Annotated in this window: 12 protein-coding genes; 11 read left to right on the top strand and 1 reads right to left on the bottom strand. The window is 39.2% G+C overall.

Annotated elements, in window-relative coordinates; all coding sequences use genetic code 11:
- The first annotated feature begins 2 nt into the window (after positions 1–2).
- From HN014_RS04565 to HN014_RS22550, 4 genes are all read left to right on the top strand, one after another.
- Positions 3–725, top strand: a complete 723-nt coding sequence (locus HN014_RS04565; protein WP_176027709.1) for a hypothetical protein — start codon at positions 3–5, stop codon at positions 723–725.
- Positions 726–737: 12 nt separating this feature from the next.
- Positions 738–11,153, top strand: coding sequence for an RHS repeat domain-containing protein (locus HN014_RS04560; RefSeq protein WP_176027708.1), 10,416 nt, complete (start codon positions 738–740; stop codon positions 11,151–11,153).
- Positions 11,154–11,223: 70 nt separating this feature from the next.
- The gene (locus HN014_RS04555; RefSeq protein ID WP_176027707.1) at positions 11,224–11,679 is read left to right on the top strand and encodes a hypothetical protein; all 456 of its coding nucleotides are present in this window, start codon (positions 11,224–11,226) and stop codon (positions 11,677–11,679) included.
- A 504-nt stretch (positions 11,680–12,183) separates the two neighbouring features.
- Positions 12,184–12,330, top strand: coding sequence for a hypothetical protein (locus HN014_RS22550; RefSeq protein WP_217704364.1), 147 nt, complete (start codon positions 12,184–12,186; stop codon positions 12,328–12,330).
- 322 nt (positions 12,331–12,652) lie between these two features.
- On the opposite strand, the gene HN014_RS04550 is transcribed toward HN014_RS22550, so the two are convergent.
- On the bottom strand, positions 12,653–12,802 hold the full coding sequence (locus HN014_RS04550; RefSeq protein ID WP_176027706.1) for a hypothetical protein: 150 nt from the start codon (positions 12,800–12,802) through the stop codon (positions 12,653–12,655).
- Between the two features lie 211 nt (positions 12,803–13,013).
- On the opposite strand from HN014_RS04550, the gene HN014_RS22715 reads away from it, so the two are divergent.
- From HN014_RS22715 to HN014_RS04520, 7 genes are all read left to right on the top strand, one after another.
- Positions 13,014–13,136, top strand: a complete 123-nt coding sequence (locus HN014_RS22715) for a hypothetical protein (protein ID WP_303246388.1) — start codon at positions 13,014–13,016, stop codon at positions 13,134–13,136.
- Positions 13,137–13,411: 275 nt separating this feature from the next.
- Positions 13,412–14,005 carry a hypothetical protein gene (locus HN014_RS04545; protein WP_176027705.1) on the top strand — a complete coding sequence of 198 codons (594 nt, stop codon included), beginning with the start codon at positions 13,412–13,414 and terminating at the stop codon, positions 14,003–14,005.
- A 33-nt stretch (positions 14,006–14,038) separates the two neighbouring features.
- The gene (locus tag HN014_RS04540; protein WP_176027704.1) at positions 14,039–14,737 is read left to right on the top strand and encodes a toxin-antitoxin system YwqK family antitoxin; all 699 of its coding nucleotides are present in this window, start codon (positions 14,039–14,041) and stop codon (positions 14,735–14,737) included.
- Positions 14,737–15,972, top strand: a complete 1,236-nt coding sequence (locus HN014_RS04535; RefSeq protein WP_176027703.1) for a hypothetical protein — start codon at positions 14,737–14,739, stop codon at positions 15,970–15,972. Before HN014_RS04540 ends, HN014_RS04535 begins: the two co-directional genes overlap by 1 nt.
- The gene (locus tag HN014_RS04530) at positions 15,947–16,315 is read left to right on the top strand and encodes a hypothetical protein (RefSeq protein ID WP_176027702.1); all 369 of its coding nucleotides are present in this window, start codon (positions 15,947–15,949) and stop codon (positions 16,313–16,315) included. Before HN014_RS04535 ends, HN014_RS04530 begins: the two co-directional genes overlap by 26 nt.
- Entirely contained in the window at positions 16,302–16,772 is a 471-nt protein-coding gene (locus tag HN014_RS04525; RefSeq protein WP_176027701.1) for a type II secretion system protein J, read from the top strand. Before HN014_RS04530 ends, HN014_RS04525 begins: the two co-directional genes overlap by 14 nt.
- Positions 16,772–17,908: a type II secretion system F family protein gene (locus HN014_RS04520; RefSeq protein ID WP_176027700.1), complete on the top strand. Its 1,137-nt coding sequence runs from the start codon at positions 16,772–16,774 to the stop codon at positions 17,906–17,908. The genes HN014_RS04525 and HN014_RS04520 overlap by 1 nt, the downstream gene beginning before the upstream one ends.
- Positions 17,909–17,997 lie beyond the last annotated feature (89 nt).

Below are 17,997 nucleotides of genomic sequence, written 5' to 3'. Positions count from 1 at the left end.
CAATGAATAATTTATCTATATATAAAATCCTGCTTATATGTTGTATAGGGGCTATACAACTCGGGCATTCACAAAATACGGGAGTAAAAGAGCTCTTAAATAAAGCCTTAGCATTTTATCAGTCAGAAGAACAATATCAGGTGGATATGACGTATACCATGTATCAGGGACTGACGGGAAGTAAAGCTACAGAATCTTACCAAGGAAGCATTATAAAAAATAAAGCAGTATCTCAGATAAAAATGCTGAATACAGATATACTTCAATTCCCGGAAGGACAATTAACCATTAATCATACCGAAAAAACAGTTGTGTATACGATTCCGGAAATATCTTCTATAGAAAGACAAGTAGTACAGCTTAATACGCTGATGAAAAATTATACGCAGGGAAAGACTACCGAAAAAGGAGACGTCATTTTATGTGAATTGACAGCTGATTCGCAATCCAATCAAAATCCATATAGCAGAGTAATACTACATATTAATAAAAATACATATCGCTTGGAGAAACAAGAATTGTTTTTCTCCAGACTGATTCCTTTTGTAGGAGATAGAGGAGTAAAGAAACTGGATCATGGTCGTCTGATCATCACTTTTGAGTATTCAGAAGGCGTTTTGTCAGAAGGAATAGATATCAAAGATTATATCGTTTTAAAGTCATCTGAAGATGTTTTCCTGACTGGAGATTATCAAGAATATCGTTTAATTAATCGTTCACACTAAAAAGGAGTATTCATGGGAAAAAGAATTCATCATCTATTTGTCTGTTGTATCTTTTTATTCTTTATAGATTCGGGTTATAGTCAGGATAAAGTTATTTATGATCCGTCAGTTATCGCTGGAGCAATCAATTCAGGCACTGGGTTAGAGTTTCGCCCAGATCTGAGTATGTTCAGTAGTGGAGTTACGGTCTCTTCTGGTACTGATTTACGATTATCTGTGGCTTCGGATCAGCCTCCTTATGGATGGTTTAGTTATGAGGTTCGCCTTCGGGTGACTCCCCGTTTATCGACCGGAGTTTTTGATCCTACTCAGAGTTATGTTGTTACGTTATTAGTTTCCAGTAATAGTGTTGCAGGATCAGGGCAGCATAGTATTGATGTTCGGGAACATCGTATTGGGGATAGTTATGGGGCTCATATAGTTGTAGAAGAGGGTCGCTATCAGAATCTATCGACTTCATCGGTAGATGTTAATGGATATATCCCAGAGAATATTACTTTATCAGCTAGCTTATGGGTATCACATTATGGAGTTTTATCTGATATGATTCCCACTATTGGAGCTACATTTGATGGAGTTAGTAATGAATTATCGTTTGCATGGGATAATATTTCGGGAGCGGATCATTATCAATTAGAGTGGAGCTGGGTTGATAGTTATGGGGATCGTTTTAATACATCTTTAGGAGCGGATCAGATAGCTTTTAGCACTCTTGATTTTAAAGGTAATAGTACTCGTATTCAGACAAAGGCTACTGGTTATTCGATTCCTTTAATTTACAGCAAAGGCTATTTGATTTACAGAGTTCGTGCAGTGGGACATTATACGTCTAACATTTCAAAATACCAATACGGTCGTTGGAGCAGTGGGGTTCTTCCTAAAACAAGTGTTTCAGATTGGCCTGATTATTATACAATTACTTCGGATCATGAAGAAGGCAAGAACTGGCAGTTTCAGGCGAGTTATGCAGAAGAAGGGAAGAAGAAGGAAGTGGTTAGTTATTTTGATGGTACGTTGCGTAATCGTCAGACAGTTACCAAACTCAATACGGACGATCATGTTGTTGTTGGCGAAGTTATTTATGACGCTCAGGGTCGATCAGCCATAGAAGTGTTGCCAGTACCTACGACTTGGTCACAATTAGGGTATGTTCGAGATTTCAATCAGAGTTCATTATTGCCTGGAGCTCCCTATGATTATGAAGATTTTGATTTGGATCATCAGAATATTTTGGATCAGCCAACGACAGATAAGGGGATGGATCCTTCCAGTGGAGCGAGTAAATACTATGGATTGGCAAACGATCTGACAACTCCTTTTCGTTCTCGTATTGCAGATGCAGGGGGTCATCCGTTTTCACAGATAGAATATATGCCTGATAATACAGGTCGTATCCGCAGAAAAAGCGGGGTAGGAATCACCCATCAGCTAGGAAGAGGCAAAGAGATGGAGTATTATTATGGTACCCCCGAACAGAAAGAATTAAACCGTTTGTTTGGTTATAATGTAGGTCATCACGGTCATTATAAGAAGAATCTGGTCATTGATCCTAATGGTCAGGCAAGTGTTAGTTATCTCGATCCTCAGGGTCGTACCATTGCTACGGCTTTATCGGGCGATGCAGCGGGGACAGGGTTAACGGGGCTTTCAGAAGAGCAAGACACAAGTCTTCATCAGGAAATGACGGTTGATTTACTGGGCAAACTCAGTCGCGGAGCAAAGGATACGGCTTTAGATAATACTATTAAAACGAGCACAGGGGGATTTGGTCCTTTATATGACGCGCTGGAATATGGAGGGACGAAGGTTTCAGCCTTTGATAGGGGCTATCGATTTAATTATACACTATCGAATGCTCCTTTTTTTGAAGATAATTGTAGTCCTACTACGGTTGTTCAATATCCTTTTGTTTATGATCTGGAAATAGCTATTGAGGATTTGGACGGGGTTTCTTTACTCGCCACTCCAGTGGTAGAAAAGGTAGATATGAGTAGAGTGACTTCAGGAACTTTTATTTTGCCGGAAGCGACGGCTTCGGTTCCAAGAGGTAGTTATACCATAAGCAAGAGTTTGTCGGTCGACAGAGAAGCCTTAGCATCTTATGCAGATGCCTATGTAGCCAGGCTTCAGGATGCTAATGATGCGTGTTATATCAGTCCGGAAGAAGTGAGTAACCTTCCTGTTCTTAGTTTCGAAGGTTGTTTTATGACCTGTAGTGAATGCGAGGCAGCCCTGCTATCGGATTATGGGAGCAAGTCTCAGTATGTGACCACCCAGGTAGAGGCATATGATTATTCATCCTTATCCCATTTATCAGCTACTGAATTAGAGGAAGAAAAGACGCGTTTAGCTGCTGTTTTTGCTATACAGTGGGACGCTTTGATCAGAGCCTGTAATGCTCCCTGTCAAGAGGGTGTTTTAGATGGAGGTGCCCCTTCAGATGTTGTTAGTTCATCCTCGCTTAGTTGTAGTATTTCCCATTCGATTTTAAGGAATGATATGAAACCTTTAGGTCAATACGGGGCATATAGAGGAGCTGTTTATAATGATCAGACCACAGGAGGCAGTGGTATAATAGAAAATTCCAGCGTATTATCCATATTTAGTACATCTAATGAATTGATAAGCACGCGTACTTCATCCGGGGAACATAACAGTTGGCGAAACCCTCGTCATGAAGCGCATGATCCGGCTCCTTCCGGGTCTGGGTTGTATACCTCGGGTCATTACTATACAGAAGATGGACAGATTAGTTATATCAAAGTAAAACAGCTAATAACTACACGTATTGTAGCAGGTCAACCGACAGAAGAAATTACCTATGACCCTATGCTTATTGAAGGGGCTGTTGTTCGGGAGTCGGCAGACCGGGAGTATGTATATACAGAGCCACAAAATCTGGCTTTGGTTACGGATTTTTTAAGAGATGATATCTGGCAGGACAGTTGGACTTCTTCCCTTTTGGTGTATCATCCGGAGTATTGTTATATAACATATAACCGGGCAGTTTGTGGTATGACCAGTACGGTTTCAGGAGGCAAGATGAACTCTGATGGATATGATGCATATTTAGGATCAGTTAAGAGCTATGCAGCAGCAAAGGCAGCAGGTTTGTTAGGTAGTTTGGAATCCTTATCGGCATCGGATCCTTATTTTAGAGGGACTATCCCAGCGGTAGAGAATAGTACATCCAGAAATGCCCGGGAGTCAGTAATTCGTGAATCCCTTCTGTCGAATTATAATGGTAGTGGAATGAGTGCGATGGCATTTTCCTATGGTACTTTGGTTTGTAATAGTATAAGCAGTTGTGATTTGGGATTAGGAAGCAGTCCTACTGCAGCGAGTATTTTAGGAAAGGTAGATGGTTTTAGTGATGTATCGAAACAAGATCAGTTTTGGAATACATATAAAGCGAACTATGGAGTTGCCAAACAAGTTGTACAAAGCTTATTTTCGAATATTTACGCCAGGAACAATGGCTGTTACAATGGTTGTATAGGGGAACAAGCGCCACCGACTACTTTGTTAACGGTATTATCAGGATACAGTACCTCTGTCAATAATCAGGTAGGAGGATTGATTCAGGGGGGTGCAGCAGGAATCTGCGCGGATCTTCACAGCGAATTATATAAAGAAAAGGAAAAACGATTTAAGCCTTCGGATAACCTATATAGTTCAGGAGATAATGGAGGAGATATCTATAATGACCTGGCTAATTTCACTAATTACGAATATTATATTGCTACAGGAGTATGTCCTAAGGCTCGGGATTTAGAGATGTACTTAAATTACTATTTTAAGGAGTATGGTTCAGGTATTCCTGCTAGTAGCACCTATAGAGGAGGATACCTGACTCCGGCATTATTTACAGATTTAGGAGGGAGTCATCCTACAGATGCAGCAGTAGAGATACGAACGAACCTTACAGCTGCCAATAAGACATTAGATATTCGTTTTTATCAAAACAATCAGGCAGTAGGTACTATTCCTATTAGTGTTAGTTTACCTGCAAGTTTTAGCAATACCTGGCAGAACTATGGAGCAGGCACCTGGCAGATCACTTCTGTAAAACAGATTTATTCGAGTTATGATGCCAGCAGTGAGCGTTTTCGTTATCAGGTATTGGCAGAGGTGACTATTGGAGGAACTACGACTCAGGAGATTGTTCTTAGTGGTCAGACCCAGGCACGTATTGCAGCGTGTAGTATCACAGAAGCTGATGGTGTTGGGGAGTATATAGGAGATGGTAGTGGTACAGATATTTCAGGCTGTAATAATACGACCCGTTTTGAGACAGCCCTTCGGGATGTGATGTATGAATTAGAACAACGGGGAACTCTAAACAATGGGAGTGTTTCTTTGAATAGTATGTCATCTTATTCGGGAAGTTATCTGGCTACATTTTTTGGAGCAGGAGCTGCTCTTTGGAAGGCAGATGGTAGGGGTACCTATGAGCTTACAGTTGGGGGAGTAACCAGATTAACGATGGAATTGGGTCAGGTATTAGATCCAGCCGTTATAGAGGTGATAACAGGGGCAAATGTTAACTATCTCTATAATGATAAGGGGCAGATAACCCAGCAACAGTTAAATATTACCTATAGAGAAGCGGATCATTTCCCTAAAATAGCCACTGCCAGGTTATATGAATCCTGTGATGTAGTTACCGGAGTATGCCGACTGATTAATTTATTGTGTTGTGGGGATATTAATGATTTGGTGGGGGGAGATAACCAGGTTATATGTATTCAGAATCAACAGGCAGAAGAGACCTTCGAAGCAGGACTATTGACCTTATTAAATGAAGGGATTCTCAATGAGAACCGATTAGATACCCCTTATACGATAAGTTCGCCCCTGACTAGTGACTTTTTAAATAACACAAAATATCGGGAACGAATTTCCCGCTATACAAAAGATATTCCTGGCATTAATGTTTCTACGGATTTTAACAGTTGTTTTTTCTTGCGACGATCCAATCATTTTGAGGAATTAATGTTGATTTTCTCAGCAGATCCAACAGCAGATGCGTCCGCTATTGCTCATCATACAAACTCAACCCAATGTGGAGACTCTAATTGGGCTATTTTTAGAATACAACAACGGAGAAGTGATGGGGCTAACGTGTTGAATATAGGAAGGATTACGAAGTTGGATATCCAAAAAGAGGGAGTATTAGCATTTACACATACAGATCGTAGTACCAATCAGGAGATAGCAACAACCGGAAGTATTGCAAATCTGTTACCAATGCGGACCAATACAGTTTGTCAGGTTAGTGGATTTAGACCGGATTGTCAGTTTTTTGAAGATCCTCCTGTGGATTGTATAGGTGAAGCAATAGCAGAAGCAAATCAATTTGCAAATGATATTAAACACCTTGTTAATGCCGTATTTCGGAATGTTGATTTAGCAGGAATAGGTATAAATCAGGGAAGGCTTATAAATTTACAAGGATATCCTGAATATACAAATTTTATACAGAAAGTACTGACTGTAAAAAGTGCTCTTCCTTGTACAACTTGTTATGATAAGTTTTTTGATTATTCGATTAAAGAACATGTCAAGTTTTCTATTACACGTACATCTTCTAATGTGTATGCTCTGAGTATAAACTTGTCAGATATACACCAGGTATCAATTCCGTTGAATGTACCTTCCGGTGAAATACCAAAACAAATAGATAGTATCACACATAGCTCTAATGGAAGATTCACTGTAGTTTCTACTGATTTAAATGGTAAACAATATACCTCCTTGCATAATTTTAGAGGAGTAAAAATAAATGACCCTAATGATCATAAATCTCCTATCTTATTTCAATTTTTTTGTAATACAGATTATAATGCTACTTCATTAGCACAAAATCCGGATAATTTAGATAATGAGAATATAGATGGTATTTGTGGAGATGCTGTATTAGAAAATAATTTAGAGCATGCTTTAAAAATAGCACTTAATGAGGGGATTACATCAATGAAAGAAAATAGACCTGTATCAAGTACTATTTTTGATGAATTGTTTTTTGGGAATGTGAATCTTCAAAAGAGGATAGAAAACCATTTTGGCTTAACGGATCCTACATCTGTATATGACTATCAATTTGATTCTGCAGAAACAGAACCAATTTACCATAGATTTGCTACTGGTCATATACAGACTAGAGGAACTATGCATTTGATCCTTACTAGATCTGGGGGATATATAACAAGCATAAAACTTAGTTTAGAGGAAGACTTTTTCGATATTTCAGAAATAATAGATATTGAAATTGTTCGCTCTAATATAGAATTAACCCAAGGGGTTAATAATTCTATTTCAGGAGGAACATTTTGTACAATCAATTACAAAGATAGTCTAGGTGGTCTTAAACAAGCTAAAAATGTAATTATAACTTTTTCAGCTTCAGATCTACCTCGAACATATGAAAATCAATTTCTCTGTGATCTATTATCATGGCCTGTATCTTTGGTACCTACGAGAATAGTATCAGAACTAAATGAGAATGAGACCTTATCAACATCAACATATGCACGAGACCTAAACAACTCAAAAAAATCAAACCCACCCTCTGCCAAATCCACGACAATTGCGGATGAGACTATTCCTTGTGGTCCTACCGTTTGTATTCCTCCTGTAGTGGAACCACTAAGTTGTACAACGACCTATTCTGCATATACAGGGGTGATGAGTCGGATAGGGGATACGGAGGCAGAGGATATTGTTAGTGCAGAAGATTTTTGTCAGTACTCGTTGCAATACCTGGTAGCCGATTATGAGTATTACCTGACCAAATTAGGGATAGTATCGACACTAGATCTTTACTATCTGACCATCAGTGAATTTGGTGCTACAGAGTTTAACTATGGATATCCGGGGATGCGTAGGACTTATAAGGGGCGTTCTGCTGTTATTGATCTGTATCAGGCTCATGTGAGCAGCAGTGGCGATAGCGCCAAAAGCTGGACTGCTTTTACCACGGATTATCTGAATACCTCCGGGAATGAAGATATCTGTGTTCCCCGTCCATTTTTCACCGATTTTACAGAAGTTACAGTGACGATTCCTGATGACACGGATTGCCAGCAATTTGTCAAAAGTGTTCGGGCGGCATATACCCGGGATGTATACGATAGTTATATAGCAGGTAAGCGGGCAGAATTTATAGCTGAGTATTTATCACAAGCGATAGACAATGCAGTAGAGACCTTTGATATGACCTATTATGATAAGGAATACCAATACACCTTATATTATTACGATCAGTCGGGGAATTTACTACAAACGGTTCCTCCGGAGGGAGTTGATCGTTTTACGGATACAGAATTACAGGCATCAGATGCTTCCGGGGAATCCCTTAATAGCCGTATCAATCAGCATCGAACTAATGATATCGCCCGGGAGAATAGTAGTTTATTACCAGCACATGAGCTATTGACCAAATACCGATATAATTCTCTGAATCAACTGGTATGGCAGAAAACTCCTGATGGAGGGATTACCCGTTTTGCCTATGATGAGCTGGGAAGAATTATCGCTTCACAGAATGCCAATCAGTTAGCCGCCAATCAATTTAGCTATACCACTTATGATGCTTTGGGTCGGATTGTAGAGGCAGGAGCACTTACTCCAACCGTTGGGATTTCCATCCGGGAGAAGACAGGTACACTGGTTTATACAGCTACGGGCAATGTGGTATCGACCCGTGTAGAAGATCAGTACCCTCAGAATATTTCCAGGGATCGGGTAGAGGTCACCCGTACCCGTTATAACGATCTTTCGATAGGAGCGGCGGAGATTTTTGAGACGGTATCAGATCAGTCGATCTATCGGAGTACGACCCGCAACCGGGTGGCAGGAATTTACTACTATGATCAGTATAGCAGTACGACCTTAGAGCGACAATACGACCATGCGATTTTCTATCACTATGACATCCATGGGAATGTTAAAGAGCTGGTGCAGCACGATAAACAGATGGCATTGACCCTGGATGATCCTACCTCAGGGATGAAGCGTACCCAATACGAATACGATCTGATCAGTGGTAATGTTCATAGGGTAACCTATCAAAAAGGGAAGGCGGATCAGTTTATCCATCAGTATCGCTATGATGCAGACAACCGTATTGTAGGAGTATCGACCTCAGATAACGGCCGTATATGGGAGGAGGATGCCCGGTATGCATATTTTTCACACGGACCTTTAGCCAGAACAGTACTAGGATCCAGGCAGGTACAGGGTCTTGATTACGCCTATACCCTTCAGGGCTGGTTAAAAGGCGTTAATGGAGAGTCCTTAGACCCGACGGCAGATATGGGAGGAGATGGATCTTCCGCTTCTGATGTGGCTAAAGATGCCCTGGGATATTCCTTAAGTTATTATGAAGGAGATTATCAATCGATCGGTACTACTACAGGGAGCTCTTTTGTATACAGTAACAGTCCCGGATTAGAGAGTACTAAGAATTTGTACAACGGGAATATCAAGCAAATGGTCACCAGTCTGATAGACAACAATGAATCGATGTTGTCCTCCCAGATCAATCACTATGAATATGATCAGTTAAACCGTATCAAGAAGATGCAGGGATCACAGCTGACCGGGATGACAGCAACACCTTCATACCACAGTAGTTATAGCTATGATAAGAATGGGAACTTACAGCAGTTGCATCGGGCTACGGTCAACAGTCAGGGATCGGTTGTGGATATGGACGCCTTGCAATATACCTATAAGACAGTTACTGATCCGGAGACAGGGCAGCAAGTGCGTTCGAATCAGTTAAGCCATGTAGACGATACCATTGCGGGGAGTACATTTAATGATTTGTCGGATCAGAATCCCGGGAATTACAGTTATGATGCGATAGGTCAATTGATAGAAGACAAGCAGGAAGGGATTCACAATATCGAATGGCGGGTAGATGGTAAAGTAAAGAAGATCCGTAAGAGCAATGGTACAGAGGTATCTTTCTATTATGATGGACTAGGGAACCGTATTGGTAAGCGGGTACTGCCGGAGAACAAGACAACCTTATACAGCAGAGATGCTCAGGGGAATGTATTGGGGGTATATCAGGCAAATACCAGTGGGGCAGTTGCTACGGATATGCGCTTAAAGGAACATCATATCTATGGGAGCAGTCGACTGGGTATTGAAGAAAAGAACATTGCTCTAAGCAGTGATCAGGCTGTAGCAGAAGCTACAGTGGGCAATACAGTTGGGGATAAGCGATATGAGCTAAGCAATCACTTAGGAAATGTAATGAGTGTGATAAGTGATCGCAAGACTGCTACTGTTACAGGGAATTTAACTACCTTTACTCCGGATGTTCTTTCATTTAGTGATTATTATCCCGGCGGTATGCTTTTACCTAACCGACATGGGAACTCTTCAGATTACCGTTATGGCTTCCAGGGACAGGAAATGGATAATGAAATCAAAGGGGAAGGGAATAGTATAAACTACAAGTTTAGGATGCACGATCCTAGATTGAACAGGTTCTTTGCAGTTGATCCTCTTACACACGAATATCCTAATATATCTCCATATGCTTTTAGTGAAAATAGACTTATTAATACAATAGATAGAGAAGGTCTAGAATCAACCTTTTATTTACTTGGTTTAAGAGAAATAAATGGAATAGAATATTTAGTCCCTATTAAAGCATTTGAAGTAGAGAACAGTATAACTATCATTGGAGGTAAAAAGATACATCTTGACAAGTCTAACAACTCATTTATATATGGAACAGATGGTAGATGGCACAGAATGTCTCAAGAACAGGCTAACCAAAGTTTATACGCTTTAGGTGATACGAATGAAGAAGTTTTAGAAGCTATAAATGGAATGGAATATGCTGATAATGAAGCTAAAGCAGCAATAGTCCATAATAATATAGAAGTAGGGGCAGAATATATTTTAATGGTTGCTGCTATATATGGGAATTTACAAATTAGCAGAGCTTTTAAATCTAATTCAATAACTAAAAATACTAAGTCCACTAAAACTCCTGCTACAACGGGGATAGCGGTAGAACAAGTTCCTAAAGTTAAGGCTCAAATCAATAGTAGGCATATTTTAAATTCAGATAAAATTGGAGCAAAAAATGCAAAAACAAAAGCTTCAACTGTAGCACCTGATGAAATTTTAAAGAGGGATTTAGATGATTTTAATTCTGGTAACTTTAAAAAACTAAAAGACGGTAATATTGATATCAATGGAAACATTTATGGGGTAAAAAATGAAGGAGCAACTCTATTCCCTATATCAGGAGAAGGTTTTATGAAGTTAACACAAGGGCAAATAAAAGCGATTAAATTAATAAAGAATGTTCCTGCGGATAAATTACAAAAAGCAGCTACAGGTGCTGGAATATCTACAGAAACTTTGAATTTTGCTAAAGAGTTTGTTAAGAAATACTAATATGAATCAACATTTTGTTTTTTATTTAGATTATGAAATTACTTTGCTAGAAGTAAAAAAAAGTCTAGGATTGATATTTGAATGTAAAGAAGATCAGGTAGGAGAATTATTAGAAGAAGGAGAGTTTTTGATTAGATGTGAAAAATCTTATTTAGATGACCTAAAAAAGTGTTTTTATCTTGAACTTAATGTATATGTCGATATTGATGTTTTAACCAAAGTAGGTGCATATAATAACCTACTGTTAGGCTTAGAAATAGTGACTTTATTGCAAAGAAGTATACTGATTAATGATGAGAGTAATGATCCGTATCAATGGTTATTATTGGATAAATCTAGAAGGTTATACTTGGTAGAAGAAATTGATAATGAAATAGAAAGTATTTGTTTAAAGGAAGAATATTTAGAATTATCTCTGATTAAGTCTATGAAATTACTACCAAATTTTTCCAAATTAAATAATAAAGATATTGTCTATTTTGTGGACTCTCCAAGTTTATGGAGAGAAGTTCAAATAGTAAAGTAATTATCGATTAAAAATAACCAGAAAAGCTACTGTAACAGGTAGCTTTTGTTGTTTTATAGATTAGCCAGGTTTTTTAGATTGTCTTTTAACTTCTTTTTAGAGACAAGCGAATCAATCAGGGTATATATAGATTTTTTTTCATCCTCATCAAGCATATCGAGTAGTTGTAGTTTTTCTACGAGTGTTTTATCGTGAGAGTTGGCATCCCTGATGATGCTAATTTGTCAGAGTAACGGCTACCGCTAGCATTTGCTAGTGGCGGTACAGTAAGGAAATGTATACTATATAAATAAAGAGAGCTACTTAGTTTTTATACTGGGTAGCTTTTTTTATGCCTTAAAGTGAAGCTGCGTTTTTATCAAAGAAATCCTTAAACTTCTTATTGGTAAGCATTTTATCAATGATTTTAAAGATGGTAGATTTATCTTCCTCGTCTAGCTTGTCAATCAATTTTAAATGTTCATCTTGTGTTTTATCTTTTTGGGATGCTTTTACCCAATAGACATGGGAATAGTGGGAACTACCGCTACGGCTTCCAGGGTCAGGAAATGGATAACGAGATCAAAGGAGAAGGAGACAGGGGTGTCTGAACGGGCTAAAATACGTACAGAACGCTCCGATAGTTGTTCACTATGCCTTATAGGTCGTTAGGAAGATCCAAATCCCTGTTTTCTTCCGGGATAGCAGAACTACGCCCCGGAAACTGACTCGATAAATCCTTATAGGTACTTGTAGTACCCGCTACATTCTGCTGGCTGATCAGCTTAATATTGCGATAATAAGTAATTGCCGCATTATAAATATCAGTACTAAGTAGTTTAGAAGTATTATCCAGACTTTCATATACAGAAGTAATTCATCGCAGTATCGGTTTGATATCCTCAAGGGCTTTCACATCTTTATCAAATTCTTTCTTATCCAGATAAAAAGGAATGAGCTCAGGTTTTTGATCCATATATGCCCCCCGACTTTTTTAACCCAGTTTTCCGTATAGTTGGCGTTCTTCCGTCGTGAGATTAATCACTTTGTCACTGATAATCTTTTCAATAGTAGCAATAGATGCAATAATACTGTTTACTTCCTCAGTAGAGAATGCAGTTGAAATTAAATTGTTGGTTGCCATATTGTTTTTATGCCATCCCGAAAAAAGGAGGGCGATGTTAATAGAAACGAAAGTAGTGATTATCAGAGGGCTTTCTGTGTAGGAGCTTGTAATATAGAGGTTTAAAAAATTTTTCAAGAGGTTTTATATGCTTTTTGAAGAGGATGCAGCCATATATCCCCCTAAAAAATAACAGGAAAAACAAAAGAAAAGTTATAGATAAGAGAATGGGATGACAGGAAGGCAATTATCAGGGATTACATGCTCCAAAAAGAGCCGGGGATGGTTGCTTTTCGAAAAATCTACTGCAAAGACAGAAAAAACCGGAGGACAAAAACCTGATTTTTTAGTATAAGATCTACTTTTGACAGTCGGAATTTAAAAACAACGCGTTTCAATATCCCTGAAGAGTACTTCAAAATAGGGATAAAATAAAAAGCAGTGCAGGAGTCTTGATGTATGTGTAGTGTCTTGTTTTTTAGTTGATTGTGTTTGTTTTGTGATATGTCCATTTGTAAATGGACATGAGTGTTTTAAAAAAAGAGAGGCAGGTTGGATATTTTTGTAAGATACTAAAGAAGGTGCATCATTTTTTTTTCGAAGGATTAGGGAATATATATTGAGGATATAATGGACATATTAAAAAAAGGAATTGCAGGAATTGCAGTGATTATTTTTTTTCTTTCGTGTACGGGAGAATCCAAAAAAGGCGAATTGGTAGAAAAGGATACCATGTATCAGTTAAAAGAGCGAGGATGGACCTCCAGATCCATGACCCGTTTATACGAAGGGCTTTCGTATAAGGCAACACAGGTACCGGTTCCCTTTTATCTGGCAAAACAATTTCCGGAGAAGGACCTCCGGGAGATCGATTCTATCTATCAAACAGTAAAAACTGAACGCATTGTTGAGATCAATTTCGAACAGGAAAAAGGCAAAGATCTGCTGGAGGAAACCTTCACCCGAATGGATTATGAATCAGGAGTAAAATATATGGCCTTCGAGATTCAGAAAGATTTTAAAGCCATTACCCAATCAGGGGATAGTATTCGCTGTTCGGGAGTGACTTTTGAACGCAATTTTAAATTAGCACCTTATAAAAAAGTGCTGTTATATTTTGAAGGAGTTCCGGAAGGGGAGTCCATAGAAATACTTTATGAGGACTTGCTTTTTGGGAATGGGCTGATCCGATTTCAATTTACCGATCCTCCAATTGCTTTATAAAGAAATCACCAACCTGATAAAGACCAAATCATTATGAGATTATTGCTGTTAGTACTAATAGGAGGGCTGTGCTCTTTCCAGTTTCTTTCTAAAGAAACCCGAAAGATCATTTCGGATGATCAGTACAATTATGAGTTTTATGTAACCGATCATAAGCTAACTGTGTTTAAAGAAAACCGGCAGTATTACTGGTATCGGCTTGGGGAGATTCATCAAAGTCAGTCAGGAGCTAATGGAGCGTTACTACAGGGTCGGTATACCAAGAGTTACCGAGGAGCAGGTATCGCAGAAGAAGGTTTTTTTGAAAAAGGAATCAAGCACCATCGCTGGAGTAGCTGGTATCAAAACGGAACGCTAAAAGAAGTAACCTACTGGCGGGAAGGATTGCGTTCTGGTACATACACAGCCTACTCAGATCAGGGAGTAGCCCGTATCAGCGGGAAATATTCCCGAGGAAAAAAACACGGACGCTGGATTGATTACCAGACACAGGATACAACTTATTTCAAACAAGGAGAAAAAGTAGTCGAAAAACCCAAAAAGCGAAACGAAAAGACAGAGAAGCCCAAAAAAGAAGGGTGGATTACAAATAGCAAAGCCTGGTTCCAAAAGGTATTTAGAAAAAAAACAGCCGCAGAAAAAGCCGCAAAAAAAAGACAACGGGAACTAAAAAAACGCGCTAAGAAACAACAAAAACCCAAAACGAATATCCCGCCAAAACAAAGTAACTAATGGTAAAAGCAGGCTCTTTATTATATGCAATCTATGTGTGTTTGATCATCGCGATTTTATGCAGTGGATTGGTATACCTGTTTACCGCCTATATCAGTAAACATAGTAGGGAGCAATTACAAGCCAGTTTGATCGATCGCTGCGAGAGCTGTTTTACATACTTCTTAGCACAATCGCAACAGCCGAATAGGGATAAAGGAACTGAAATTAAACTGTTTGAAGATGGGATTACCTGTACAGTATCCAGAGTTCCATGGGGGATGTATGAGCGGGTTGTCGGAAAAGCGTATTTTAAAAAAGATACCATCCGCAGTTGCTATATCGTGGGAACAAAAAGAAAAAAAGAAATGCCGGCACTCTATGCCTGCGATTATGGAGAAGAAATTAAAGTGTCCGGAACTGCTCAGATAATAGGTGCCATGCAATTACCGGAATTGGGATATGAAATAGCTCATATCGGAGGAAATGAGGTGAAAAATAATCCCGTCATCAGAGGAAAAATTGGACGATCTGCTTCCAAACTACCTCCGCTGCGGGAGATACCGAGAATAGCAAGTACGGAGAAAAGAGAAATTCCGGTACGTGGAAATCGTTTTTCTGAACGGAATATCTATCAAAGTTTTCAACAACCGCTAAGAGAAATTTTTGTTGCCAAAGGAGAAAACCTAGATGGGCTACAGGCACGGGGTCATGTGATTATCAGAAGTGCAGATACGCTGTATATCAATAAAGAAACCCTATTAGAAGATGTGATTATCCAGGCGCCAAAAGTGGTGATAGGAAGTGGTTTTAGAGGAAGTATTCAGGTACTGGCCGATAAAGAAATCGAGATTGGTACCGATGTGATCTTATCCTATCCCTCTTGTTTGATTATCCCGGCTTCTGGGATAAATACTGAATGCAATATTCATATTGCTAAGGGAGCGACAATATATGGAGGTGTGGTGATGGATAGCAAGAATTTTGAACAGAGTCAGCAACAAAAAGTAATCATTGAAGAAAAAGCGGTGATTACCGGCGATGTGTATGTCGATGGATTGCTACAGTTAGAAGGCGTTGTTCGGGGAAGTGTATACGTACATAAATTCGAACTCATTACAGAAAGCGCTCAGTATGAGGATATGATTTTTAACGGGGTGATTACTACCGAAGATATTCCGGCAGATTTTGCTGGACTTCCTTTGTTCGATTCACCAAAAAACAACGGTTTTGAGCGGATTAAGCAAGTACAGTAACTATCGGGTTCCAGCCAGTTCACTCCTGGAATCAGTGATTGCGATCACCATTATAGCAACTTGTTTGCTGATTGCGATTCGGTTGTATGTACAGGTACTCAATAGCAGCCCTTCTGCGGTGGAGCTAAAAATGCGGTTGGCAGTAGATAAGGCATATATCGAGTTGCAAGAAACACAGGATTGGGAAGAGGGGATGATAACTCAGCCCTCTTTTAGGATAGCTAAGCGCATCCTGCCTTATGGGGAGACAGGAGTGCGACAAGTAGTTTTTACGGTACTAAAAGATCAGGATACCGTACAGGTATATAATTATTTAATAGAAATGGACGATGAGCAATTATAGTATTAAAGCCTTTACCATTTTAGAGATGCTGGTCAATCTGGCTATTATGTCTATTATCCTGGGATTGATCTATTTTGCATATTCGACATTTGTCGATCAGATCCGTTTATACAGGGAATCCATGGAGCAGCAAGATAAGCTGTCGGGAATGTACCTGCGAATGAAAACAGATTTTTATGAAGCGGTAAAAATAATAAAGACCCCTGAAGGGTTTTCCGCGATTGGATATGATGAGAGTAGTATAGGGTACACCGTTCAGCCACAGCAGCTGATTCGTACTCAGGGAATGATCAAAGATACCATCGCTATAGAAAAAGTGGTTTTGTTTTCGGAAACGGACAAAAACACAGGAGAAATTTATATCCACAAGGCAGAGATCCGAACGACTATGTTTGAAGAGTCACTGTCTCTATGGGTAGCAAAACAGTATAAGGCAACCACACGAATGAATTTTTGATGGAAGTAGATTTATCGACATTATCCGGAAAAAATAAAACCAAAGGTCAAGACCGTATTGGGAAGGGGTTTCTGCACCAGGAAATCGGGCTGACCAAAAAGTTTGGCGCCAAGGAAAAAGAAAAACTGTATAAGGACCTGGCGACCTTACTGGGGGCAGGGGTAGATTTTAAAACAGCACTGGATATACTGGCGAATCAGCAGAAAAAAGAATTTATCAGAGACCTGATCTTGGGGATAAAAAATAAGATCATCAAAGGAAAGAACTTTTATGAGGCGCTGGAAGAAACCAACCGGTTTTCTCCCTATGAGTACTACAGTATTAAAATAGGAGAAGAAACCAAAAAACTGGATGCGGTACTGATGGAGTTGCATAAGTATTTCAAAAGGCAACTCAAACTGAAAAAACAGATCATATCAGTAATTACCTATCCGTCTTTTGTCTTGCTACTCACCGTAGGGGTACTGTATTTTATGCTATCCTATGTGGTACCTATGTTTGGTTCCGTGTTTCAGCAGTTTGATGGCGAATTGCCTGCATTGACCAAAAAAATCATGCTGCTGTCAGAAAAATTTCCATTGATTCTGGGAATCGGCATCGTAGTACTACTGACGGTAGTACTGCTGATCAGGCTGTATAAAAAACATCCGACCTACAGGAGGTATCAGGCACAAGTATTACTTAAAATTCCCTTTTTTGGACGCTTGATCAAAATGGTATATCTGGCTCGGTATTGTCAGTTTCTGGATTTGTTGCTGACTGCCAGAACACCCCTGACCGATTCTCTGGAAATGGTAAAAAAAGTAATTGGGTTTTATCCCATCGAAACATCCATAGATACCATCCGAACCGATGTAATTCGCGGAACGTCGTTTGCAGCGGCGATGAAGAAGCACCGTATCTACGAATATAAGCTCACATCGATGGTGGCTGTGGCAGAAGAAATCAATCAATTAGATACTATGTTCGCCCGTTTGGCAGATGAATATGATGAAGAAGTAGAACATAAGACCAAAATGATAGGAGTAATTCTGGAACCCATTATCATTATTGTGATCGGACTCATCGTAGGTGTGATTATGGTAGCAATGTATGCTCCGATGTTTGATCTCAGTAAGATTATCAGAGGAGGATAAATATTGATACTCCAATTATTGGGGAGAAGGAATAAATAACCTGTAAGAACAGGGAAGATGAACGATAAAAAATTGTGAATACAATAGAA

Origin of the sequence: Aquimarina sp. TRL1, assembly GCF_013365535.1 — a bacterium.
Classification (GTDB): Bacteria; Bacteroidota; Bacteroidia; order Flavobacteriales; family Flavobacteriaceae; genus Aquimarina; species Aquimarina hainanensis.
Note: the sequence above shows the minus strand (reverse complement) of the source record. Positions and strands in the feature narration are given on the sequence as shown.

Coding starts and splice junctions, on each gene's coding strand:
- HN014_RS04565 (WP_176027709.1), top strand. CDS start 3: ATGAATAATTTATCTATATATAAAATCCTGCTTATATGTTGTATAGGG.
- HN014_RS04560 (WP_176027708.1), top strand. CDS start 738: ATGGGAAAAAGAATTCATCATCTATTTGTCTGTTGTATCTTTTTATTC.
- HN014_RS22550 (WP_217704364.1), top strand. CDS start 12,184: ATGGGAATAGTGGGAACTACCGCTACGGCTTCCAGGGTCAGGAAATGG.
- HN014_RS04550 (WP_176027706.1), bottom strand. CDS start 12,802: ATGGCAACCAACAATTTAATTTCAACTGCATTCTCTACTGAGGAAGTA.
- HN014_RS22715 (WP_303246388.1), top strand. CDS start 13,014: ATGACAGGAAGGCAATTATCAGGGATTACATGCTCCAAAAAGAGCCGG.
- HN014_RS04545 (WP_176027705.1), top strand. CDS start 13,412: ATGGACATATTAAAAAAAGGAATTGCAGGAATTGCAGTGATTATTTTT.
- HN014_RS04540 (WP_176027704.1), top strand. CDS start 14,039: ATGAGATTATTGCTGTTAGTACTAATAGGAGGGCTGTGCTCTTTCCAG.
- HN014_RS04535 (WP_176027703.1), top strand. CDS start 14,737: ATGGTAAAAGCAGGCTCTTTATTATATGCAATCTATGTGTGTTTGATC.
- HN014_RS04525 (WP_176027701.1), top strand. CDS start 16,302: ATGAGCAATTATAGTATTAAAGCCTTTACCATTTTAGAGATGCTGGTC.
- HN014_RS04520 (WP_176027700.1), top strand. CDS start 16,772: ATGGAAGTAGATTTATCGACATTATCCGGAAAAAATAAAACCAAAGGT.